This window comes from Pirellulales bacterium (genome assembly GCA_036267355.1).
In the GTDB taxonomy this organism is placed as follows: Bacteria; Planctomycetota; Planctomycetia; order Pirellulales; family DATAWG01; genus DATAWG01.
On the sequence record DATAWG010000132.1, the window covers coordinates 1 to 23,114 of the forward strand.

Genomic DNA, 23,114 nt, shown 5'->3' on the forward strand with positions numbered 1-23,114 from the left:
TTAATAGCCAAGGGCGGCTATCGCCACAAGATCACTTGCGACGGCCAGGAAAATAACAAAATTCCAGCGCCGCGCCTATCGCGCCATGCGCGTGCGGCAACCAATCCGGCCGACAGTGCCATTCGTTCCTGGCACCTTTTCCGTCCCTCAAAAACATCTTGGCCCGAGTGCTAAATCAACTGGTCAAATAGCGTGCCGAACAGTATTGCGCCTGTCCCCTTTTTATATCATTCCTCCCCTTTATATCATTCATCTTGCCCATTATATGCGCCTGTCCCCTTTATATCATCCTTTATATCATTTCGGAGGCCGGGAGCAATCTCGGCCTCTGAGTTTTTGCATTCGTCCAGCCAGAGCCACGGCAATGTGGCGAAGGATTCAGAGAACATGTGTTGCGGATCGTGGCGCTGCGCGAGGAGCCGGGTCGGTTCGTCGCCGAGTTCGAAGCGATCGAGTTGTGATTTTCTGATGCCCGCGGTGCATTTCGGTGTGCAGTCGGCGTCAATATTCATCTCAATTTCTCGAGCTATTTCGCCCGGTCGATCATTTCGGCCATACCATCGAGCATCGTAAGCCGCAATTTCTCGATCGACAATTCGGCGCTCCCCTTGGCAATACCCAGGCCGCGACCGTTTGGAACGTCCCAGCCGGCAAACATGTTCAAGCTGGATTGCGCGCCTTTCCAGGATAGATACGGTCGGCCATCGAGCCGGACCTCGATGCTCGCGTTGTTGCCGGCGATCCGAACAATTGCCTCCAGGTCGTAGGCGTGGTTGTCTTCAAGCGTGCCGGGCTTCTTCGTTGTCACATTGGGGTTTGACGAATCGCCGACCCCGTTTCCGTCGACTTGGTCCAGTCCAGCCGCTCCGCGGACGTGATGGTCGAATACGAGCATCGTGCGTCCTCGACCGACCGGCAATACGAACCCGACGGATTTATTCGGGCCACACTTGGACCGGGTGAAGCGAGCCGTGAGTCGATAGCTTCCTCGCGGTTCGACGGGAATCACGAGCCGGTCACGGGCCTCCTGAGCGGCCTTGGCGTCGGCGATGGCAGCGCCGATGAGCACCCCGTTCGCTACGTTCCAATCTCCCGCCACGCGGTGCAATTTCGGATCGATTACGGACAGCAAGTTGAGATCGCCGCCCGGGCGAAGAGCGGCTTGCAGAAGGCTTTCGCGGGAAGCGGAACGCGGTCCGCTTGCGGCGAGTTTTGCCGGCGGGTCGCGTTCGTTGTGCTTGCTGATCGCTAACGCGGGAATCGCCAGCTTGAGACGTTCCACGCAGGAATCCGACACGCTCGTGTCCTGCAATTGCAATGTCGTTAGCCGCGGCAGCCGTGCGTTTGTCACGCGCTCGCACACTTCGTCGTTCACTTTCGTTCCCGACAACGTTATCCTGGCAAGCCGTGGAAACTCCGCCAGTCGTTTCAGGGTGCCGGCCGTGGCTTGCGAGGCATTGAGCGTCAACTCTTCGAGTTCGCTCAGGTCGTTTAGTGAGGCCATGCCGAGCGCCGAGACGCTTGTTCCGGAAATGTTCAGCGCTTTCAGACCGGATAGTTTCGCGATCGACTCGACGCCTGCATCGTCCACAACCGTCCCGACCAGCGTCAAGCGGCGAAGTTCGGACGCTTCCGACCAAGCGACCAAATCGCGATTCGTCACGCCCGATCCTCGCAGCGTCAGCTCGGAGATGTTTTTCAAACAGACGGCCGGCTTCAAGTCCCAAGGATCCGATGATTGTTTTGGAAGCGAAATCGCAAGAATCCTAAAACCGCCGGCGGGCAAGTCGCTTTTTTGAAGAACGAGGCGTTCGGCCTGTTGCTTCAATGCGATCTTCAGAGTGCCGTGCCGCGCGAGCACCCAGGCCGCCATGAATCGCTGGGCATCCACGATTTCGACAACGGCCCGCTCCAGGGCATCGATTCGAATTCTGGGTTTGGTCACGAGGATATCGGTCGCGTCGGACGGCAAAGAAATCGCGTATTCTCCGGCATCCAAATCCGCCGCGGCTTCCTTGTCTACTTCCAGCGCACGGTCGGGGCGATCGCTGCGGCGGAGCGAAAGTTTGAGCTTGCGGCCGGTCTTGTTCACGACCGCAATTTGGCCCTGGTTTGAAGCGAGCAACTGACGATCGACGGCGATCTGATCCGCCAAGGGGGAGCCCTTGGGCGCCGATTTGGCCGCGGCCTCGAATACCGCCGCGATTTGCGCCGCCGCGGCATGGCGGCGGCTGAGACGATGAGCCAGGACATACAAACCGCCCGCGGGAAGATCTGCCGGAAGTTGTTGGAATGCGGCAACCCAGCTCTCCGTCGTGCCGATTCCTTTCCAGGCCAAGACCAACGGCAGGAGTTTACTGAATGAGATTGAGCCATCGACCATCATCCCTTTCACTCCTTCCTCACTTGATTGATAGACGACCTCTTCCTGTTCGGCGCGCCAATCGGAAGCGAATGCGCTGTCTTGAACGTACTGCATCCCCAATAGCGCCGTGGGAAGAACGAGCGAATCCGTTTGGGGAAGCGCGTCCGTCACTAGATCCCAAGCCAGCCGTCTTCCGCGCGGCGATTGCCAAGCCGCCCTTTGCAGGGCGTTCAGAGCCTGTGGGTCGCCGAGGAATGTGCGCGCTCCCAAGACGATCGGCGAGTCGCCAGCCGCGCTCGTGAACATACCGAGCACATGATCCGCGTCCTCGTCGCTCAGATCGCCAGACAAGGCGCCGAGCAACAATTCGTGAATCTCAGTGCTGCGATAATTTCCCGGATAGCGGAGCATGTCGGCGTGGCAGGCGGCAAAGCCCTCCTTCCATGCGGCGCGAGCAGCCTCTTCATCCCCTCGTGCATCGTAGCGCAAACCACGAATCAGCAGTAGCGCGCCGCGAACCGTGCTTCGCACCTCGTCGCTCGAAGAATACGTGTCGAGAACGTGCAGGGCATGCGCGATTTCCGCTTCGATGTCGGCCGACGAATGCCGTAATGCAATTCGCGTGCGAACTTTTTCGAGCAACAAAAAGGCATAGTCGCTCGCGTCCGGCTCCGGGGGATGGGCAAGTAGATCCTGTTGAATTTCGTCCAATGCTTGCTGCGATTTTCCCAATAACCGCAACACGCGATAATAGTGGCGTGTTCTCGGCGCCCGTTCGGAGGTGGACAGCAAGTAACGATGGTAATGTTCCAGGGCTTGTTCCGGTTTTCCGGAGAATTCGTAGGCCCGTCCGAGGAGCAATTCCGCCGTGCTCCCGAGGTTGTCCGTCGACAGGGCGCCGTTGTTGGAAAGCAGCCGCAACACTTTCTCTGTCTTTTCCACGCGCGCCAAGCGATTTGGATCGAATCGCAGAAGTTGGGTAGGATATAGGAAGCCCGACAAATAACGACTGGTCAGCAATTCACGGTCTTGGCCGCTAATCAGCGCCGCGAGCTGTTCCGTGGAGAATCGTGATTGAATGGAATCGAAGACTTCCGTCGCGTCCGTCTCGCGGTTCTGCTTGAGTCGTAACAACCAAAGCTGACATCCGGCCATGGCCGGCCACCGCTCGCCCGGCCGCCACCGCAACGATTCGAGAACGTCCGCTGCGTCGTCGAGGCGATTTCGGGCTAGCAAGCACAACGCCTGCTTGTAGCGCGCTTCGTCCCGCTGAGGACTCGATTCGCGGAGAGCTTCTTGGGAGTACGCCTGCAATGCCGAATCGAAATCGCCCCGGTCGTAGCGGGCGTCTGCGATTTCCAGCGGCGAAGCGCGGGGCGGAGCTTCTTTTTTCAGCACCGCCAAATAGCTCAGTCCAATGTCGCTTGGCCAGCGAACGGCGCAAATGCCCTTTTCGCCGATCAGCGGAAAGGGGTCGGATGCGCGGAGGGGGGCGAATCCGTCGACCTGGCCAATCAATTCGTCGTATTCGCGACGCAAGCGCAGCCGCAACGGTTTGGAGTGCAATTGATCCAATGGCATCGCGGTCTGCTGCAGGACTAAATTGCGCCGCCGAAGCATGATCACCGCGGTGCCGTGCAAGCCCCGTGCGGCGGTAAAGCTGATTGGCGATTTTAAGGCGACGCGCCCCGCAAGTTCATCCCGACCCCCTGAGGTGGCCGTGGGTTGCACCAGCAGTTCGTATCCCGCGTCTCCTTCGACTTGAAGCAACACCCCCAGACTCGTTGCCGCTTCCCAATTTGAGCTGAATTCGACGACCACCTCCGTTGCCTGCGAACTATCCGCCTTTAGCGCGATCATGGGCGATTCGCGCGTCGAGGAGTGATAAGCGAGCTCGCCGTGGTTCACGGTGACCGGAGTTGCCGCGAATCGCGATTGAGCGTTTGCAAACGGCGGCGCCAGTTCCCAATCAAGGTGCCAATCTCGAAAATGTTGCGTAAGGGCTTTGCTTAGATCAGCGGCCAAACCGGCGTCGCGGACCGTCAAAAGTTGGATCTCCGCAGAGATCTCCGTCCGGCGTTCGTCCGTGAGTCGCTCGGCGTCCAATTCACCCCGAATCATCGCCGCGGCGGCGGCCCATAAGGCCTTCCGATTCTCCACCGCGCGCGGGTGGTCGAGCGAGTCGATTTCATCGACCAGCTGTTCCTGCCCGCGCAGGGAATCTTCATTCAACCGCAGGTCCTTGAGCCGTGTTTCGAACAATCGCTCGAGCGTCGAAAGATGATCGACGCGCCTTGCTCTGAGGGCGACCGTGCTAAAGCCTGCCACGGCGACCAGCAACAGAAACAAAGAGCAGACCAAGGCGGCGGCCAGCGGATTTCGACGGCACCAGCGGATCGTCCGTTCGATATGGCCCGCCGGACGGGCCAGGATTGGCTTGCCATCCAAAAAGTGTCCCAAGTCCTCAGCCAATTTCGCCGCGCTCGCGTAGCGCCGTGAGGCATCCTTGCTCAGACACTTTAGTGCGATCGTTTCCAAGTCGCGGGGCACGGCCGGATTCAACATCCGTGGCGAAACGGGCTCCTGCGTCAAGACCTGTTGCAGCGTTTCGATCGGACTGCCAGCCTGAAACGGCGGACGGCCCGTGACGAGCGCGTATAACACCGCGCCGAGCGAATAAACGTCGGATAACCGACTGACGGCCACCAGCTTGCCAGACGCCTGTTCCGGCGGCATGTAGCTGGGCGTGCCCAAGATCTGCCCAGTGGCGGTCATGGCATCGTCGCCCGTCAATTGCTTGGCCAAACCAAAATCGGTAACGCGCGGATGGCCGGAAGCGTCGAGGAGAATATTTTGCGGTTTGAGATCACGATGGATGACGCCTCGTGAGTGGGCAAATTCCACCGCCGCGGCGACCTGCCGAACCAACTCGGCCGCCTCGCGCGCGGGCAACGGTCCGGCCCGAAGCTTGTGCATCAGGCTTTGGCCCTCGATGTATTCCATCGAGAAAAAATGCCGTCCAGCCTGCGTGCCGACCTCGAACACAGGCACGATGCCAGGGTGCAGCAGGCGACCCGCTGCGCGGGCTTCGGCGAAGAAGCGATCGACCTCTTCCTGGTGGGCAAATTCGGCGGAGCGGATCATCTTCAGCGCCACAGGCCGCTTCAGACTCGTCTGCCAAGCTTCATACACCACCCCCATTCCGCCCCTGGCGATGAACCGGCGAATCTCATAATCGCCAAACCGTTGACCGACAATCGCTTCTTCAACGATTGCGGCGCGCCTTTGCTTGATTGGATTGAGCGCGTTCGTACTGTCGACGGGCGCCTGGGACCATTTTTCAGTTTGACTGGCCTCGGACAACGCTTCCCGGATGCATTCCGCAAAGCTTGGAAACCGAGCGAGCAGTGACTCAGTCGAGATCTGTTCACCGCGACTCTTGCGATAAAAAAGCTCAAGCCGCAGCAGTTCTTCGAAAAAAAGGGCTTGTTGTGCTTCCGGCACGCGGGCCAAGAATTCTTCCAATAGGGGCGACCGCTTGGCGACCCACGCGGCCTCAAACGCATGGCACAGCCCCCTGAGCTCTGGGGTCAGAATGGATGCACCGTGCTGCTGGGATGCACCGTGCCGCTGGGATGCGTCGGCTTTTCCGTGCGCCATTGTCAGCCTCAGCTTCGCTGTGGGGGTGTCACAAAATCGCCACTGACGGCGTCGGAGTGAGCCGAAGAGCCGGCGTTCGTTATCCCCCCAAACCGAGGATCAATTTTCCCCACGTGTTGCGCCGGCGTCAACTATCGGCGAGGATCGCGACGCCGTCCGGCGGCTTAGGTGTCAGGCCTGCGAATTCTGCCAGAAAGGCGGCGAAGCGGCTCAAAGATGGCCGCGCAAGGGGAATTGGCCGTCGAGTTCGTAGCGCCGGATCTTGCGATCGAGCGTCGAACGTTCGATGCCGAGGATATTGGCCGTTTGGCTTTTGTTCCAACCGGTGGCTTGCAGGGTCGCCAGGATATGCCGCCGCTCGACCTCGTCGAGCGACATCGGTTCGAACGCTGCCGCGGCGGGCGGGGCCACATCCTGCGTGTCGCCGGCGGTCGAAAGCTTCGTGAGCATCAGGTCTTCGACATCGATCACGTCGCCACGAGTAAGCACGACCGCCCGCTCGACGACGTTTTTCAATTCGCGAACGTTGCCGGGCCAGCGGTAGGCCGTGATCTGCTCGGTGGCGGCGGGAGTGAACCCGCGCAGGCGGCGGCCCGTTTCGGCGTTGAACCGCTGCAGAAAATAATGGGCCAGGATCGGAATATCCTCCGGACGCTTTCGCAGGGCCGGGACCGTGATTTCCAGAACGTGCAGCCGGAAATACAGGTCGCGGCGGAAATGCCCTTCGGAAACGGCCCGCTCCAGATCGCGATTGGTGGCCGCGATCACGCGCACATCGACCTTGATGGCCGACGCCCCGCCGACGCGCTCGAATGGATGCCCTTCCAGCACCCGCAAGAACTTGGCTTGGATCGTGGGACTCATTTCGCCGATTTCGTCGAGCATCAGCGTGCCGCTGTCGGCCGCCTCGAATTTGCCGATTTTGCGCTCGGTGGCGCCGGTGAACGCCCCGCGCTCGTGGCCGAACAATTCGCTTTCCAGCAGGCTCTCGGTCAGCGCCGCGCAGTTCAGGCACACGAACGGTCCTTTGCGCCGCGGACTGGCGAAGTGGATCGCGCGGGCGACCAACTCTTTTCCTACGCCGCTTTCGCCGCGGATCAAGATCGTCGCCCGGCTCGGGGCCGCACGCGTCAGTTCGCGATTCACGCTGGCCATCGCCGGGCTGTTGCCGATGATTTCGCTTTCCGCGCCAAGCCGTTCGCGGAGCTGCAAATTCTCGTCGCGAATCTGGCTGAGATTTTCGGCCAGCTCCTGCCGCCGGGCCAAATTCTCGAGCGCCACGGCGACGGTGTCGGCCACGGCGAGCGTGAATTCCAAATCGTCGGGATCGGGATTGCGATCCGGATTCGTGGAATACAGGTGAATCAGGCCCGTCACTTTCGGGCCCTTTCGGATCGGAGCGCAGATCACGCTCGTGGCGTGGATTTCCCCCTTGCTGTCGCGGCTTCCGAGCGTGCTGTCGTCCAAGATGTTGCGAGCCAACACGGCTTCCCCTTCGCGGAGCACCGTGGCCGCCAAAAAGCTCGAAACGCGATGGTAGGGAAATTCTGAGTCGGTGCGCGAGGCGCTGATTTCAAGCTCGCGCTCTTCGAGTTGCTCGCCGGCCGGCCGCGGAAGCAGTAGCACGGCCCCGGCGTCGATCTGCGTCCCTTCGAATGCTCCGGCCAGCGCCAGCCGGCAGATCGAATTGATATCGGGCGCTTTGGCCAGCTCGAATGCCAGCCGGCATAACTGCGCCGCAGCCCGGCCCACCTTCGGAATCGTCGCCACTTCGTCGACGGTCGGTTCGAGAAAACGAGTTTGGCCGCGGCGATGCGTGATCGTCGTGGGTTCGTTGTCCGCAAGCACGCTGGTGGTGTCGTCGGTGGTCGCTCCGATTCCGCCAACGACCGGGCTGCGAATCGTCAGGTTCCTGAGCACGGCGCTGGAATCGGGAAACGCCTTGGCCAGATCGTGAACGAACGCCAATTGGCTCTGACCGATGCGCACCACGTCGCCGGGGTGCAAAATATAGTCGCCGTGAACGATCAATTCGCCGACCGCGGTGCCGTTGCGGCTTTCCAGATCGCGAAGAATCCAGTTCCCCTTGGAATGAAACACTTCGGCATGGGCCCGGCTGCAGCGTTCGTCTTTGACGACGATCTGGTTCGTGGGCGCCCGGCCGATCGTGGCCGCCTGTCCGGGAATGAGCCGGAACACGTCGGACCACTTCGTTCCTTCGCGGATGACGAGATACGCTACCATGTCGAGACTGGGCAGACTGCCGGGTGAAGAGCGCGATGAGCCTGCGCTGTGGGACACGCAGTCTCCACATTATCCCGCGGAGCCACCACTCCGCAAGCGAGCGGAAAAACCGGTAGCGCTCGGAAAGTGAGTTGATGGCTTGCGGCGCGGGCCTTCGTTCATGGGAAATCGTGGCACGCCGGCAAATAGGCACTGGCAAGCGCGCCGGCCACCAGGCCGAGAATCCTACTCGCGAGGATGGGCCATCGCTCGCTCGGGAAAGAAGCGCCAGTCTCTCTTCAAAACGTAGGCCGATAGGACAGCGCCAATGATCCCGGCCACAAACGACGCGACGTCACAGCAAAGCGCAATCGTCCATGCGTGCGACATTCCAGTTTTTGAACCGCCGCGTGGCATCTGCGGCTCAGCGGTGTTGGGCGTGCCCGGCATGAGGGGCATTCTAGTAGAGACGCAGGACGCCGATTTTTTGACGAACTCCGGGCTGGCGAAGCACAAAGCACCGTGGCCATATTTCATTGACGCCAAACGACTTGCGGTTACAATTGCGAGAAGCGAAAAACGCCGTTCACTCATCCAAAAAGTCGCTGAGTTAGCTGGTTTTTTAAAGTCTCAGCTCTTGCTTGCAGCGGAGTTGGTCGACACAGGATTTTTTCGGGGGAGCGCACCGCAGTGAAGCCAGTCCTCCAGGCGTTAGTTATTGCCGATCACGTTTACGAGGACAAATCAACCGGCAAGAAAGTCATTGCCGGCACATTCAACCAAATATTTTTTAATTCCCCTTTGGTGGCTGGGACGCCGCATCAGGCGGGCGCGGGAACTGGAACCCCAGTTCATAGTGGAAGGCAAGCCGGATCGCCGTACGCCTACATAAGCCTTACCGATATCCATACATCGGCACGCTTGCTACTTCGCTTTGTTTACCTGAGCGATAATCCGCCTACGGCAATATTTCAAACAGCAATCGAGGTCCGATCCCTCGACCCACTTCAAACGGTCGAGCTAACCGCGGCGCTGCCCGCGCTGCCGATCAATCGGGAGGGTGTTTACGCCTTTGAGATTCTATTCGAGGACGAATTGTTAGGGTCTTTTCGCATCGTATCAAAGGAGTTTCCAAGGCAGGGAGCATGAATCGATGAGCACCGTAGAACTGGAACGACGCGGGGACGAGATAGTTCGACTCTCGACATTAAGATGGGAGGATTTTGCACAAAAGACGGTTTTGGAGTGCAGAGTTCTTCTCTGTCCAGAGGAAATCGGCTATTCGATTCACGCCCTCGATCTTCCGGGAGTCGTGAGCCAAGGCAAGACCATAAAAGAGGCGATCGAAAACATCATTGATGCATTCGAAGGGTCTATTGCGTCTTACAAAGATTCTGGAATGTCGATTCCGTGGGGGCCGGTCGTGGTCGAATTCGCGCCCAAGGACTCTCGGGAGTTGCGGATCCTAGTGAATGCCTAAGCTTCCATGCGTTACAGCCGGCCAGGTACTCAAGGCGTTTGAGAAGGCCGGTTTCAGCATCGATAGAACCACCGGCAGTCACCACATAATGAAAAAGGCGGGTCATCGCTATAACCTGTCTGTGCCAAAACATGGTAGCGACAACTTAGCTACCGGAACGCTCCGGTCTCTTATCCGCGATTCCGGCCTAACCGTCGAGCAGTTCACGGCCAATCTCTAAAGCCGAGCGCGAACCTCCAGCCGGCTTGCGCGCTCAATTCTACGTGTGAGTTTCAAGGCCGCAATTCGATTTCATTCTTGCGCCGCCGGGCTGCCTCGCCGGAAGCTGCGGGCGTCTGGAACGCACAGGCGTCCGATAAACGCCCGTAGGTTGGGCTTCCGCCAGCTGTCTTTTGCCCTCCCTGCCCTTCCCGCCAAACTTGGCCAATTATTCGTTGACCGTTCTTCCGAGGCGGAGCTAAAATAGTTCCATCGCGCCGGCTGTCCGGAACAACCGACGAGGTCTTCCCTTCTGCGCTGTAATTCTAAGGCGGACGTTCGTCCACAGGCTCGAGCGGGTGATTGGCCGATGAGTTCCAACCCCTCCAGCCAGACACGAATTCAAGCGCAAGCGGGCAACATGCCCCAGCGGCCTGGATCGACTCCCCACGGAGCGATCGTTCTTACCAGCGGCGGTTCGACGACGCCGATCGACGACCAACCGACGGTGATTTCCAAAGATGTGCCTCTCGGGCCGCCGCTGGCGATCACGAATCTCGCGCCCGCCGAAATGGGGCGTTTGCTTTTGGGCCAACGGCTCGGCCATTACGATCTGCTCGAGTTCGTCGGCGGCGGCGGAATGGGGGCGGTGTTCAAGGCCCACGATTCGATGCTCGACCGTGTCGTGGCCGTCAAAGTTCTCTCCAAGGTTCAGTCCGACGATGAAGAGACGCTTCGCCGATTCAAGAATGAAGCCCAGTCGGCGGCTCGGCTCGACCACGACAATATCGGCCGCGTGCATTACGTCGGCGAAGATCGCGGCTGGCACTACATCGTTTTCGAGTATATCGAAGGGGTGAATCTGCGCGATCTGGTGGTGCGCGATGGGCCGTTGCCGCTTGCCCAGGCCGTCAGCTATACGCTTCAAATTGGCGACGCGCTGGCCCATGCCAGCCAGCGCGACGTGGTGCATCGGGATATCAAACCCTCGAATGTGCTGATCACGCCCGAAGGACGGGCAAAACTGGTCGATATGGGCCTCGCCCGGTTGCACCAGGTGGCTCAGCCCGATCAAGATCTGACGGCCAGCGGGGTGACGCTCGGAACCTTCGACTACATCTCGCCCGAGCAGGCCCGCGATCCGCGCAATGCCGACGTCCGCAGCGATCTCTATTCGCTCGGCTGCACGCTTTATTTCGCGCTCACGGGCCGGCCGCCATTTCCGGAAGGCACCGTGTTGCAAAAGCTGTTGCAACACCAGGGGGACGAGCCGGTCGACGCTCGCCAATTTCGCGCGGATTTGCCCGACGAATTGGTGCGGGTCTTGAAGAAGCTGCTCGCAAAGTCGCCGCAGAATCGCTACCAGCGGCCGGATGAATTGGTGGCCGATTTGCTGACGATCGCCGCGCGATATGGGCTCGAGGTGCCGCCGCCGTCCGCGGCCCAGCGGTTTGCCGGTGTGCCGGTCGAATCGCCGCGATGGGTTCGACACTTGCCGTGGCTGGTGCCCTTGGGAGTTTTGGCGGCAGTGGTGATTTGGTTCGCCGTGTTCGGATCGAGCCGGGACGACAGTTCCGGTCCGCCGCCGATTCGGCATACCGCGCTTCGCGAGGAACCGGCCGCACCGGCAACCCAATCGCCCGAAGCATCAAACGGAGCTGCGACCGGAGCGCAGTCTGGAAGTCCGGCAACGGCATCTTCCACCGGCCCCGATTCATCGCCAATCGCTCAACCCGCCAAGACGAATGCCGCCGGCGCAGCCAGCGGTTCGGCGAAGAACACGCTTGCGTCGGACAAAACGGCGCCGCCGTTGTCCGCGGCGGCATCGGGATCTGCAAATCCCGACGCAAAATCTTCGGCCGGCGCCGGGCCGACGCTCCCCGAGCTTTCGAAAATGCCCGCGGTCGTCGGCGATTGGATCAGCGGAGTTCGCAGCCGATTGAAAACTCTACTGGCAGCAGAACCGGCGCCGGCAGGCCCATCGCAGCCGGATAGTTCGACGACGGCGCCGTTGCCGTCCGCTTCGACGACACAAGCCGTCGGAGCGAATTCGAAATCTTTGCCATCCGACGGCAACCCGACGCCAATCGATTCGGACAATCGCTCTTCGATAGCGACTTCGACCGCGAATCCCTCGGGGCCGGCCGCGACAATCGTTTCGACGCCGACCGCCGAGCGGAAGGGCCTGCTTGTCGTCGATCCGGCGATGCGAGCCCCGCGAGCGCATGGCGCGTATGCGACGTTGGCCGACGCCTGCCGTGCGGCCCGCAATGGCGATGTGATCGAGCTCCGCGCGAACGGCCCGTTGCACGAACCCCCCATCGACTTGGTCGGCTTGCGATTGACGATCCGTGCCGGCGAAGGATTTTCGCCGGTGCTTTATTTTCAACCGCAAAATGCCGATCCGCTGCGCGATTCGCACAGCATGTTGACTCTGGCCGGCAGCCAAGTGTCGCTCGTCGGCCTGCAATTGGAATTCGACGTGCCGCACGACGCGGTTGCCGAAAGTTGGTCGCTCGCCGAAATTCGGCCCGGCGAATCGTTGCGGCTCGATGGTTGCGCCGTGACGGTGAAAGATAGCGTCGAGTCGGCCGGTGCATTGCATCCCGATCTAGCGATGTTCGACATTCGAGCCGTGCCCGGCCCGGGCGTCATGTCGACGGACGACGATGCTCCCGCGATGCGGCCGCCCGCTTCTTTGCAGTTAAAGAATTGCATCCTGCGCGGCAAGGCGACCGTGGTGCGCAGCAATGAATTGCAGCCGGTGCAAATCGTGTGGGACAACGGCCTGCTGGCCACGAGCGAGCGCCTGCTTTCCGCATCGGGCGGCTCGAGCGACCCCAAGCCGCAAGGCGAAACGCAAATCGAGCTGCACCACGTGACGGCACTGATGCGCGGCGGCCTATGCCGTCTGACGAATACGCAAGACGCTCCGCAGCAATTGCCGCTCGACATCACGGCCACCGATTGTATTTTCCTCTGCGATCCGTCGGCCGCGCTCATCGAGCAATCGGGCATCGATCCGACCGACGATTTCCGGCGGCGGATCGTGTGGAACGGCGAGCGGAATTTCTACGAGGGCTTTTCGACGTTCTGGCGAATCAACGGCGCCGGCGCGGAAACCCCGGCCCAATCGACGCTGCACGATTGGCAGACCTATTGGGGCTCGCGCGAAAGCCAGCCCAGCGTGGGCAAAGTGGTATGGCAACGGTTGCCGGCGGCATCGAGCGCGATGAGCGCCGTTGCTCCCTCCGACTTCGCATTGCATGCCGGCAGCAATCCGGCGCAATCCGCCGCCGCCGATGGCAGCGACGCGGGAATGCACATCGCCCTTTTGCCGCGAATCGGGGCTCCACAAGTCGCGCCCCATAACTCGGCGGTCGAGCCATCCGGCATTAAAACCGTTGATCCGCAGCGATAGTCGCGACCGAGCGGTTTGGGCGTCATGCGCTCGGCGGTGCTGCGTCAATCCGCCAAACGACCAGCACACGAGCCGTCTTATCCGGTTCCGAAACGCGGTAAATCGCACAAAGCGGCGGTACAATCAAAATTCGGCGACCAGCCGCTCGAGACTCTCCGCTGTCGCTTGGGATTGAGCGGAGGGTGACCTCGACTTGGTCGGCGGATCGGCTCAACGCTGCACGCTCGTCTGCTTGGAGCCAGAGGTCCGTCAGCTTCCGCTCAACGGCCGGCGACCAAGTTACAGTTTACGGCATTTACCGACCCTCCAGGTCGGCCATGATTTCTGCGAGGCTCCGCCCTCCTCCCTCGCGCTCGATTCTGTCCAACTCGGCATCGCTGACCGGGACTAGCACGCCATCGTAGAGCGATCGCGGTGCGGCCGGCGTGAAATACCCCAGGAAATGGCCAGCTTCATCGAACAGCTCGACCGGTTGGGCGACGCCACCAAACTTAATCGAATTGGCTTGATCGATCACGATACCGATTCATGGGTTGGTTCTCGTAAACATGTTACCGGCGTCTCACATTTACATTAGTATCCCCAGCATGATTTTGCACGCATACATGCCGACGACAATCACCAGCGGAACGACCAGCGTGGCCACGGCCTCGGGAATGCGCTGCAACGTCGTAAAGCCGCTGTAAAGAATCAGAATTGTCGTGGTCACGGCAAACACGAAGATCACGAAAACAACCTCGGCATTGGCAACCGTTAGAATCCGGCTCGCCAGGAAAAAAATGGTCGCGGGCACAAGCGATGCGCCGGCGACAAACATGTCGCTGAAAATGCTCCCCTCGCCCTTGAGCGATGCCCGCACCGCCGCGAAGCCGCCGACTGCGGCTCCAAAAGGAATCAATCCGATGACCATTAGTTTGATGGCGGCAACGATCCACGATCCAAAGTTTCCGTGAACTGAATTAAACGACGACATTAGTGTTTGGCCCGCAAACGCCATCGACAAATCGAAAATAATCGCGAACACGATTCCGACTTGCATCGCTCGGGTCGGCCCGAGATTTTCATAGGCCACGCGGAGTCCGCCCACCGGATTTTTCGCCATCACTTTGAACGCTTTGAGGGCGTCGGTTCCGGCAGCCACGGCGACTTGCTTCGCTTGCCGGGCAAAGACCTCCGCTTGGGTGGCGTCGTCGATCGGTTCCGATTTGTGCGCCTGCTCGGCGGCCGCAATTGCCGGATGGGCGACGACCGGCGCTGGGGCCGGCTCGCTCATCCGAAATTCATGCGCGGAATCTTCCGATGGCACGACCATTGCCGGCGCTGCCGAGATCGGGCGCACTTGTGCAGGCGCGGTCGCAGCGGCCGACGAGGGAATCAATCCCTTGAAACGGCCGGCGGGAAGCCATTCTGCCATGCCTTCCTTCCAAACAAGATCGTTGGCCGTGACTTGACCGGTGGCGGCGAGCTGCCGCAATTGCTCGACCGAAACGGGCCCAAAACTCTGCCCATCCCGACTGTAATGGTATTCGGCGCCCATCGTCCAAACCCCTGATCCTCAACGAGAAATACGAATCGGAAACCGCGTCCGCCCGGCGAATCGAGCCACGTGCCGATATTGCATCGGCCGCGGATAGAGTTGTGCATCGATCGTAATCATACCGCATGGTTTACGAACAAAATGCAAGGGGGCACAGAGGGGACGCACGCCGATGCCAATTCGCGCACGTGCGCACGGCTCTTTTCCTTCAATCCTCCGCTTTGCCCATGCTTGCTCGTGGTCGAAAGGCTTGAACAGGCTGATGGCACGCGTTTCAAGTGGCCGACGGCATACGGAGTATGCCTGCTACGTTGGGTGCGGTTCGGCGGATGAACAGGTCCAGCAGCGGGCGGGGCCTAGTGCAGTGAAACGGTGCGCGTTTTGGAATCGCCTTCGATGTTGATCTTGTCTTCGCGCGCCAGCCAGCCGAGTGCTTGCATCGTAAGATCCCGCGGCCCGTCGATCTCTTTCACCAGCTTGGCGATGCTCAGGGGCCCTTTGCGCTCGAGCAGATGCCAAACCTCACCAGCGACCTGACCAATTTGCGAGACGCCGCAAAACGTGTCCGTTGCCATGAAATCGACCTCCTTAGTTGAACGTTGGCAAGCTCCCTTTTGCCCCAACAGGACGCTGCAATTATAGGCGAGTTGCTGCTGCTGGCTAGGCATTGGCCGGCCATCATTTAATGATTGCGTTGCCATCGCTGGCCAGCGTTCGAGGCTTCGAAAGCGGGCGGTCGAACCGCGATCGGGTGTGTTTCCGATGCGCAGGCAAGATAGGAAGCTATTCTCGGCGGATTGAAATTCTTACAAGACCAATTGGTAAATTGGAGAAATCGCCCAGCGGCCGAAGCTATGCGATTTGCGATTTTCTCCGGGGAAGTCGCATTCTTTCAAGAATTGAAATCGAAATGCCGACTTTGGCACACTCTGTGCTCTAGCGGTGTCTCGACTTCATCCGCGACCCAGTTGGCCCTCATGACCGCCCGCAACGTCTTGAGGGCCAAACCGAACAGATCGCATGCAGTTACCGTGAACCTTAATTGTCGCGTCGCCGCAGTATGGCGACCTTTGCCCACCACGGGAGCGCAAGTTTTTCACGGTTCGAGGGCTCGGTCGGCTCCCGCAGAGCCGGCCGAGCCCTTTTTGTTTGTGGGGATCGGTCATATTTTGGGCGGCGGTGTGAGAGGTGAACGGCAGGGCTCGAGCCGCCGGTCGAATGCGGCGCGGCGGCTGAAAACCGGCAGCGAGCGGGTTGCCGCCTACGAACGGTGGCGCCCGTCGATTCTGCGTGGGAGGAGCCAGCAGCCGCCGTCGGCATTGCCCGGTTACATGCCAGCGGCGCGGCGAATTTCCAGCGGGATCGGTTGTCCGGCTTTCTCAGCTTGCACGAGGTGCGACCGGGCCTTGCCGGCCTGGCCATCGGAAAGCAAGATCAGCGCTAGATTGTAATTGCACTGCGGGTTGTCGGAGATCGCCAGCGCTGCTTCGAACGCGGCCTTCGCTTCCGCGATCCGCCCGCGGCTGAGCAAGGCGGCACCCAGATTGCCCTGGCACTCGGCCGACTTGGGATTCAACGCCGCCGATCGCCGATAGCTCTGTTCGGCCTGTTCGACGCGACCGGTGAGGAAGAAGACATTTCCCAATTGCATGTGGGCCGCGGCCGAATTCGGACTCGCACGCAATGCTCGTTCGAGCGCGCGCTGGGCCACGTCGAAATGCCCAAGCTGCACGTTGACCAAGCCCAACTGGAAGTTCGCGTCGGCCGAATCGGGGTCCAAGTCGACGGCCTGACGGGCGGCGGCGTCGGCCGCCGGAAAATCGCGTATCGCCACATCCGACCGCGCGAGCAATAGCTCGACCTCGGCCGATCCGGGGCGAACGTGGGCGAGTCGAGTCGCCGCGGACAGTGCGACGGACCCATTCCCCTGGCCTAAGCAGAAGTAGCATTTCCGCAGCAGCATTTCCGGAGCATCCGGCGTCCAAACGGCCGCGGCCGCAAGCCAAGCACCCTGCTCAGGCGCGCTTGGCGGCGGTCCCCATCGTTCGCAGCAAAACAGCGCGGCGACGAGCAGTGCCATCCCGCACCACTTTCCGGCATGCACTAGTCCGGGCATCGACGTCATTCTCGGCGATCCGCCTTCGATGCCGAGGTTTTGCCGCGTGCCCGACTCGCTTACCTTCCAGATGAACCCGTCGAAATAGAAATGCAGCGCGGTCGAAGTCAGCAGCAGCGTCACCAACCAGGTCTTTACCAGCGAAGGCTCCAAGCCGCTGCTAAACAACTTGATCGATCCGAACGCGGCAATCGCGCCGCAATACATCGCCAGCGGCAGCCATCCGTCGGCAAACAAGAACCGAGTCGGCCCCAGCCGGGCGCTGTCGCGCCGGTTCAGGCGCCGGTTGTAACTCCAGGCGATCGCGTAGTATTGCAAAGCGTGGAAGATCTCGAACATCGCCACGCCGATGAGCAAATTCGTGCCGATCGATCCGCAGGCCCAGTAGAGCCAGCCGGTGGCAATGAGCAGGCCCAGCTTGATCCAACTCGGTCCATGCTTTCGCGCATGGAACACCGCATGAACGGCGTAGGCCCCGAGCAAACCAAGAATGCCGGCGGCAACCACCGAACGCACCAGCGACGGCGCTACCGCGCCCACCAGCGGAAGCCGAACGCGCTCCATCGCTTCGAGAATCATGAACAGCCGCGTTTGGCTGAACAGCACTCCGGCCAAGAAGACGGCCGTGCAGGCGGCGAAATCGAATCGAGCGCTCAGCCGATCGCGCACGCCGCGTTTCAAATCATAGATTCGCATCAGGCCGTAGGTCTGCATCATTACGTGCCAAGTGGCCCAGACGAGCAAAACCAATTCCAGCCCGTGCAGTTGTTCGCGAGCCGCGGTCAGCGCTACGCCAAGGATCAACGGCGGCGCCAAAAGAAATCGCCAGCGGAAGCGGCGGAACAATTCTCGATCGCCGTAGGCTCGCAAGAACCCCGGCAGATGATGGCCAATCGAGGCGAACGCGGCGACTGCCAGAAAGATCGCTTCGGGCGAAAATCGCTTCGCCGCCAAAGCAATCGCCGGCACGATCAGCATCGGGCTGGCTACCAGCAGCGCGGCATCCGCGACCGGAGAAATAATCCAAGCGGTCGGTTGCCAGCGAAAAAGCAGATTGTCTTCCGACAAACGAAGCTCACCAGACAAGAAATCGAGCCTTGCCGAGAACCGGCGACGACGGGCTCATCGCGAACCGTGGAATCCAATTCTGCCCGCTTCAATCGCGCACCGACGTTGTCCGGCAAACAAGCTGCCGATGGCGACGGCGAACGATGCGAGCCTCGCTGCGGACTCGATTCGCGAACTGCCGTCAAGCAGGGTCACCGCGCGGCGCCCTGTTCCCCGTTCTTTTGTGTCTGAGGCTGCTGGCTGCTCGCCGAGCGGCGGCGCGGCTTCGCAGCGCTCTTGACCGGCGCCGTGTTCAATTTCCGGAGATCGGAAAGCTCTTTGCTATAGCGCTGCCGCAAAGGGCTGGTCTCCGGCAACGCATCGATTAACTCGTCGGCCTTCGCGCAAGCGGCCTGGTTGTAGGTCGATTCGACGAACAGCTTCCGCCACTGAACCGAGAACTCACGTTCCGATAGCATGATCAGAGCCTCACTTTCTTTACGGCTTCTTCTTACTCGACTCGACGTGATACATGCATTGCGGATGCGATCCAGTCGCCGAGTAGACGGTCTTGCCGCAGATCGGGCAATGCGGCCGGACGACGAGCGCTAGTAGCGGAGCTGGCTTTCGATGCGTATCTCGTCGCTCGCTCATCGCCATGCCACTCACCGCCATGCTTTCGAACAGCCGCGATGCATCGAGCGAGAGAGGTGGCCGACGCCGGCCCTAACTCGGGGGTCGAAGCTGTCTTAACGCCGCCATTGCACCCATACATCCGCGTAGTCGGTCGCCGCGCGAATCCCCGCCAGAAGATCATCGCGGGTGCCTTCAGTCTGGCGATCGCCGTCGCGGACGAAAATCGTCTTATCGCCCGCCAGGATTTCCAGTGAATCCAAGTTGTTTTGTCGGCCAAACTTTTCTTGAATGGCCTTCTTGACGGCGATCGCGGCGTAGTCGATATCGCGCGCCAAGTTCCCTTCCGTTGCCATACGCTACTCCTCCGCGCCGACGAGCGGTCGCCGGATTTCATACCGAGTCATGCGATTCACTTTTTGCGGCAATTCCTTGACCATGCAATCGGCGCGACACGCGGCGATGCTTGCGCCGTAGGGCACCCAAGCGCCTTGGTCGAAGTAGAATGTGTTCTTCGATTCGTCTTCGAGCACCACCACCGCCTTGCCGTATTGGATCGGTGCGGTTTTCACCCATGGCGCGGGCCGTTCCACCGCCGCGGCCGTCTCGGCCACGCGACGCGCCGGACGCCCCGATCGATGCTGCTGTTGCTTGCCGCGACGTCGTTGAGCCATCGACACTCCGTTTGCTGGACCGAAGGGGGGTGAAGAATTGTCGAGCAAGTGCTCGCGTTGCCGGTGTCGAGCCACGAGCCACTACCCTGAGCCACGTGGATCATGGCTTGTGATTCGTGGCTCGGATACAAGGCAGTCGCGCACCAAGGGGCCGAGTGCCGAACCGCGCCGACGACTACCGACGGCCATAGCCGCCGCGCCCGCCACCGCCGCCGCCACGCGGACGATCTTCGCGCGGCCGCGCTTCATTCACGGCCAGCGGACGCCCGTTGTGGTCTTTTTCGTTCAGGGCCGAAATCGCCGAACGGGCCGCATTGTCGTCGGCCATTTCGACGAATCCAAAACCCTTGCTCCGGCCGGTTTCCCGATCCTGGATCACTTGCGCGCTGCGAACGACGCCGAACTGGGCAAACAATTGTTCGAGATCCGCGTCCGACATTTCATACGTAAGATTGCCAACGTACAACTTCTTTCCCATACCACGACTCCACACAGAATGGGGGGCAACCAGAAAGGTCCGGGTCGCTTCGGAGCGGCCCGATGTGGAGGCCAGCCAAGGGGCATGGCACAAGAAGAAACACGGGGCAGAAGAGCACCGCCAATTCAAGTCGTCACGCCGATAACACCATTCTACACAATCCCTGCCGCCGCGATAGGGGAAACGCGGCGATCGCCATGCTGCCGTCGATTGCCGGCATCCGGGATCCCCGCGTTCGTCGTGCGTTGCGCCGGTTTAGCCGCTTCGTGCGCCTCGTCGGTTTCGCCTTCGAGCCAAATCCATGCGGCAGCGCGATTTCGCCGACACCGTCTTTCTCCGCGCCCAGCGGCGCCCCGACGGAACGCGAACATTCCGCATCTCTCAGGGGCGAGCCCCTCGAGAGGAGCTTTGGCGTTGAGTTATACGATGAGATGTTTGCCGATCAACTCGAGCGCGGGAGGTAAATTTTAGGCCACCATTTCCGTTCGAGGGCGCCACGCCCACGGCCCTGCATGCGCGTGCAAGCGGTTCACATGCCGACACGCAACGCCGCGGGTATCGCGCCCATTTCCAACGAATCCGGCCAAACCCGGCCTTATTCAGCTACGGTGCCGGGGCTATGGCGTTTTCCGCTCAGTGGTTACGATAAGGGAGACGGCAGGCAGCGACCATAAGCCGAATCCAAACCCCGCAGGCATTGCGCTTTTTCCCATGGCAGGTCATTCCCATTGGGCGAATATCGCCCGCAAGAAGTCGTCGGTCGATAACAAACGCGGCAAGCTTTGGAGCAAGTTGGCCAAGGGGATCATCGTCGCCGCAAAAACAGGCGGCGGCGACCCGGCCATGAACCTCCGGCTCCGCTACGCCATCGACGCCGCCCGGGCCGTCAGCATGCCGAACGATAATATCGCCCGGGCCATCAAAACCGGAACCGGCGAACTGGCCGGCGGCAATCTCGAAGGAATGTTCTACGAAGGCTATGGCGCGGGGGGCGTCGCCGTGCTGTGCGAAATTCTCACCGACAACCGCAACCGCACCGCTCCGGAAATTCGCAAGATCTTCGAAATGTGCGACGGAAAACTCGGGGCCACCGGCTGCGTGGCCTGGATGTTCGAACGCAAGGGCCTGCTGTTGATTCCGGCCGACAAGGTGGAAGAAGAACGGCTATTGGAAATCGCGCTCGAGGCCGGGGCCGACGATGTGCGCCGCGACGGCAACAAATTCGAAGTCACGTGCGATCCGCAAGTGTTCCAACCCGTATGCGACGCTCTTGCCGCGTCCGGCATCGAAGCCGAATCGAAAGAGATCACCCGCATCCCGACCACCACGGTCGACCTCGACGATCCCGAAACTGCCCGCAAGGTGCTGAACCTGATGGAGCGGCTCGACAATCACGACGATGTGCAAAGCGTGTCGGCGAATTTCAGCATCCCCGACGAAGCGATGGCCCAGATCGCGCAAGGGTAGGTTTGCGTTTGGATTGGATGCCGCTTCGATGCCATGTTAGCGGCAGGGCGCTAGCCGCCGTTCGAATTCGATGCTGCGGCTCAAAAGAACCGGCGGCTAGCGCCTTGCCGCTCACGGCACGCACATCCCCGCGAGAATAATTCCCCATGCCTTGGATCGCAGAACGTGCGGAAGAAATCGGCTGGAATCGGCTCGAGCATTTGATGCACGAAACCGTCACCCAGGCGCGGCATCGCATTTGCGCCCATCCCAAGCGCGTGCTGCTGCTTCCGCCGGATATCACGCGGATGCATTCCGGCGCCGGCCGGATCACCGAAATACTCTACAACCTGTTCCGCGAACAAGACGACGCCGAAGTCCACGTTATCCCCACGCTCGGCCAACATGCCTACCACACGGCCGACGAGAATCGCCGCATGTTCGGCTCGATTCCGAATTCCCACATCCATCATCATGATTGGCGCGGCGGCTGTGTCGCGGTCGGCGAGATACCGGGCCGGTTCGTCGATCATGCAAGCGACGGTCATGCCGATTGGTCGATCCCCATCGAGCTGAACCGCATGCTCGTCGAGCATCAATGGGACTTGGTCATCAACGTCGGCCACGTCGTGCCGCACGAAGTGCTCGGCTTCGCCAACCACAATAAGAACTATTTCATCGGCCTGGGGGGCAAGGAAACGATCTGCAAATCGCACATGATGGCCGCGGCCTGCGGCATCGAAAACAATCTCGGCAACCTCATCACGCCGCTCCGCGCTTGCTTCAATCGGGCCGAGGATGAATTCCTTTCCCGGCTGCCAGATCTATATGTGCAGGTCGTGCTGAATCGCAATGCCCACGGGCATTTGGTTCACACGGGCCTGTATGTGGGCGACGATTTGGAAACCTACTTGGCCGCGGCCCGGCATTCGCGCGAGGCGAATGTCACCGTACTCGAAGAGCCGATCGAGCGGATCGTGTGCGTGATGCAAGGCGACGAGTTTTTCAGCACCTGGGTGGCCAACAAAGCCATCTATCGCACGCGAATGGCGATTGCCGACGGCGGCGAGTTGATCATCATCGCCCCGGGCCTGAAGCGCTTCGGCGAGCAACCGGAGGTCGACATGCTCATTCGCAAATATGGCTACGTCGGCACGGAGCGCGTGATGGCGCAGTATCGCGAAAATGCCGACATGCAAGATTTGGCCCACGCCACGGCCCACCTGATCCACGGCTCGACCGAAGGTCGCTTCACCGTCACCTACGCCCCCGGCGATCTAACGAAGGAAGACATTGAATCCGTGAACTACAAGTACGCCGACATCGGCGAAGTGGTCAAGCGCTACCAGCCGCAACATCGTCAAGAAGGCTGGAACCTGACCGGCGACGGCGAGCGATTCTTCTACATCCCCACACCCTCGGCCGGCCTGTGGGCGATGCGCAAAAAACTCTTCGACAGGCCCGGCGGATTCGGAGACGGATGATTCGGTGGCGGAAACGCCGCACTTGATGCGGCATTCTAAAACGGCGCCCAGTTCTCCTCTCCTCTTCGCGGGAGAGGGATTACGGATGAGCGGGCAATCGCCGGTGTGCCACTGGCCAGCGCAGTCGGCCAGTGCGAGCGCCGCTTGAGCTCGCACATAAAGGAAACATGGAACGTCCAGCGGCGTGCGTCCCTCGCTAACGCTTCGGGCTACAATGCGTTCGCCGGGGATTCGTACCTCAAAGCCTCGCAGTCTCAAAGTCTCACAGCCTCCAAAGCGTCGTTGCACTGGGTTGCCATTCGCATAAAGCCGTCTTAATCCACACTGTGAATGCGTCACGAAAAGTTTTGCT

At 60.5% G+C, this 23,114-nt stretch carries 18 protein-coding genes; 6 read left to right on the forward strand and 12 right to left on the reverse strand.

Annotated elements, in window-relative coordinates; translation table 11 throughout:
- Positions 1–245: 245 nt before the first annotated feature.
- The 3 genes from VHX65_20555 to VHX65_20565 form a co-directional block, all read right to left on the reverse strand.
- Positions 246–512, reverse strand: coding sequence for a hypothetical protein (locus VHX65_20555; protein ID HEX4000948.1), 267 nt, complete (start codon positions 510–512; stop codon positions 246–248).
- A 14-nt stretch (positions 513–526) separates the two neighbouring features.
- A complete protein-coding gene (locus VHX65_20560) occupies positions 527–6,025 on the reverse strand; it encodes a serine/threonine-protein kinase (GenBank protein ID HEX4000949.1) in 5,499 nt (1,832 codons plus the stop codon).
- A 210-nt stretch (positions 6,026–6,235) separates the two neighbouring features.
- Complete coding sequence (locus tag VHX65_20565; GenBank protein ID HEX4000950.1) at positions 6,236–8,326, reverse strand: sigma 54-interacting transcriptional regulator; 2,091 nt, start codon at positions 8,324–8,326, stop codon at positions 6,236–6,238.
- 250 nt (positions 8,327–8,576) lie between these two features.
- On the opposite strand from VHX65_20565, the gene VHX65_20570 reads away from it, so the two are divergent.
- The 4 genes from VHX65_20570 (at position 8,577) to VHX65_20585 (ending at position 13,347) form a co-directional block, all read left to right on the forward strand.
- Positions 8,577–8,942 carry a hypothetical protein gene (locus VHX65_20570; GenBank protein ID HEX4000951.1) on the forward strand — a complete coding sequence of 122 codons (366 nt, stop codon included), beginning with the start codon at positions 8,577–8,579 and terminating at the stop codon, positions 8,940–8,942.
- Positions 8,939–9,397, forward strand: coding sequence for a hypothetical protein (locus VHX65_20575; GenBank protein HEX4000952.1), 459 nt, complete (start codon positions 8,939–8,941; stop codon positions 9,395–9,397). Before VHX65_20570 ends, VHX65_20575 begins: the two co-directional genes overlap by 4 nt.
- 4 nt (positions 9,398–9,401) lie before the next feature.
- Entirely contained in the window at positions 9,402–9,728 is a 327-nt protein-coding gene (locus VHX65_20580; GenBank protein ID HEX4000953.1) for a type II toxin-antitoxin system HicB family antitoxin, read from the forward strand.
- Positions 9,729–10,296: 568 nt separating this feature from the next.
- On the forward strand, positions 10,297–13,347 hold the full coding sequence (locus VHX65_20585; GenBank protein HEX4000954.1) for a protein kinase: 3,051 nt from the start codon (positions 10,297–10,299) through the stop codon (positions 13,345–13,347).
- A gap of 295 nt (positions 13,348–13,642) precedes the next feature.
- Here VHX65_20585 and VHX65_20590 read toward each other — a convergent pair whose 3' ends face one another.
- From VHX65_20590 to VHX65_20630, 9 genes are all read right to left on the reverse strand, one after another.
- Positions 13,643–13,864, reverse strand: coding sequence for a hypothetical protein (locus tag VHX65_20590; protein HEX4000955.1), 222 nt, complete (start codon positions 13,862–13,864; stop codon positions 13,643–13,645).
- A 51-nt stretch (positions 13,865–13,915) separates the two neighbouring features.
- Positions 13,916–14,884: a DUF4339 domain-containing protein gene (locus tag VHX65_20595; protein ID HEX4000956.1), complete on the reverse strand. Its 969-nt coding sequence runs from the start codon at positions 14,882–14,884 to the stop codon at positions 13,916–13,918.
- A 356-nt stretch (positions 14,885–15,240) separates the two neighbouring features.
- Positions 15,241–15,585 (reverse strand): winged helix-turn-helix domain-containing protein, encoded by a 345-nt coding sequence (locus tag VHX65_20600; protein ID HEX4000957.1) that lies wholly within the window; start codon positions 15,583–15,585, stop codon positions 15,241–15,243.
- 626 nt (positions 15,586–16,211) lie between these two features.
- A complete protein-coding gene (locus tag VHX65_20605; protein HEX4000958.1) occupies positions 16,212–18,086 on the reverse strand; it encodes a tetratricopeptide repeat protein in 1,875 nt (624 codons plus the stop codon).
- Between the two features lie 173 nt (positions 18,087–18,259).
- Complete coding sequence (locus VHX65_20610) at positions 18,260–18,526, reverse strand: hypothetical protein (GenBank protein ID HEX4000959.1); 267 nt, start codon at positions 18,524–18,526, stop codon at positions 18,260–18,262.
- 19 nt (positions 18,527–18,545) lie between these two features.
- Positions 18,546–18,701, reverse strand: coding sequence for a hypothetical protein (locus VHX65_20615; GenBank protein HEX4000960.1), 156 nt, complete (start codon positions 18,699–18,701; stop codon positions 18,546–18,548).
- Between the two features lie 95 nt (positions 18,702–18,796).
- Complete coding sequence (locus VHX65_20620; GenBank protein ID HEX4000961.1) at positions 18,797–19,036, reverse strand: hypothetical protein; 240 nt, start codon at positions 19,034–19,036, stop codon at positions 18,797–18,799.
- A gap of 3 nt (positions 19,037–19,039) precedes the next feature.
- Positions 19,040–19,354, reverse strand: a complete 315-nt coding sequence (locus VHX65_20625) for a hypothetical protein (protein ID HEX4000962.1) — start codon at positions 19,352–19,354, stop codon at positions 19,040–19,042.
- A 175-nt stretch (positions 19,355–19,529) separates the two neighbouring features.
- On the reverse strand, positions 19,530–19,832 hold the full coding sequence (locus VHX65_20630) for an RNA-binding protein (GenBank protein HEX4000963.1): 303 nt from the start codon (positions 19,830–19,832) through the stop codon (positions 19,530–19,532).
- A gap of 711 nt (positions 19,833–20,543) precedes the next feature.
- On the opposite strand from VHX65_20630, the gene VHX65_20635 reads away from it, so the two are divergent.
- On the forward strand, positions 20,544–21,299 hold the full coding sequence (locus tag VHX65_20635) for a YebC/PmpR family DNA-binding transcriptional regulator (GenBank protein ID HEX4000964.1): 756 nt from the start codon (positions 20,544–20,546) through the stop codon (positions 21,297–21,299).
- Between the two features lie 146 nt (positions 21,300–21,445).
- A complete protein-coding gene (locus VHX65_20640; protein HEX4000965.1) occupies positions 21,446–22,762 on the forward strand; it encodes a lactate racemase domain-containing protein in 1,317 nt (438 codons plus the stop codon).
- Positions 22,763–23,114 lie beyond the last annotated feature (352 nt).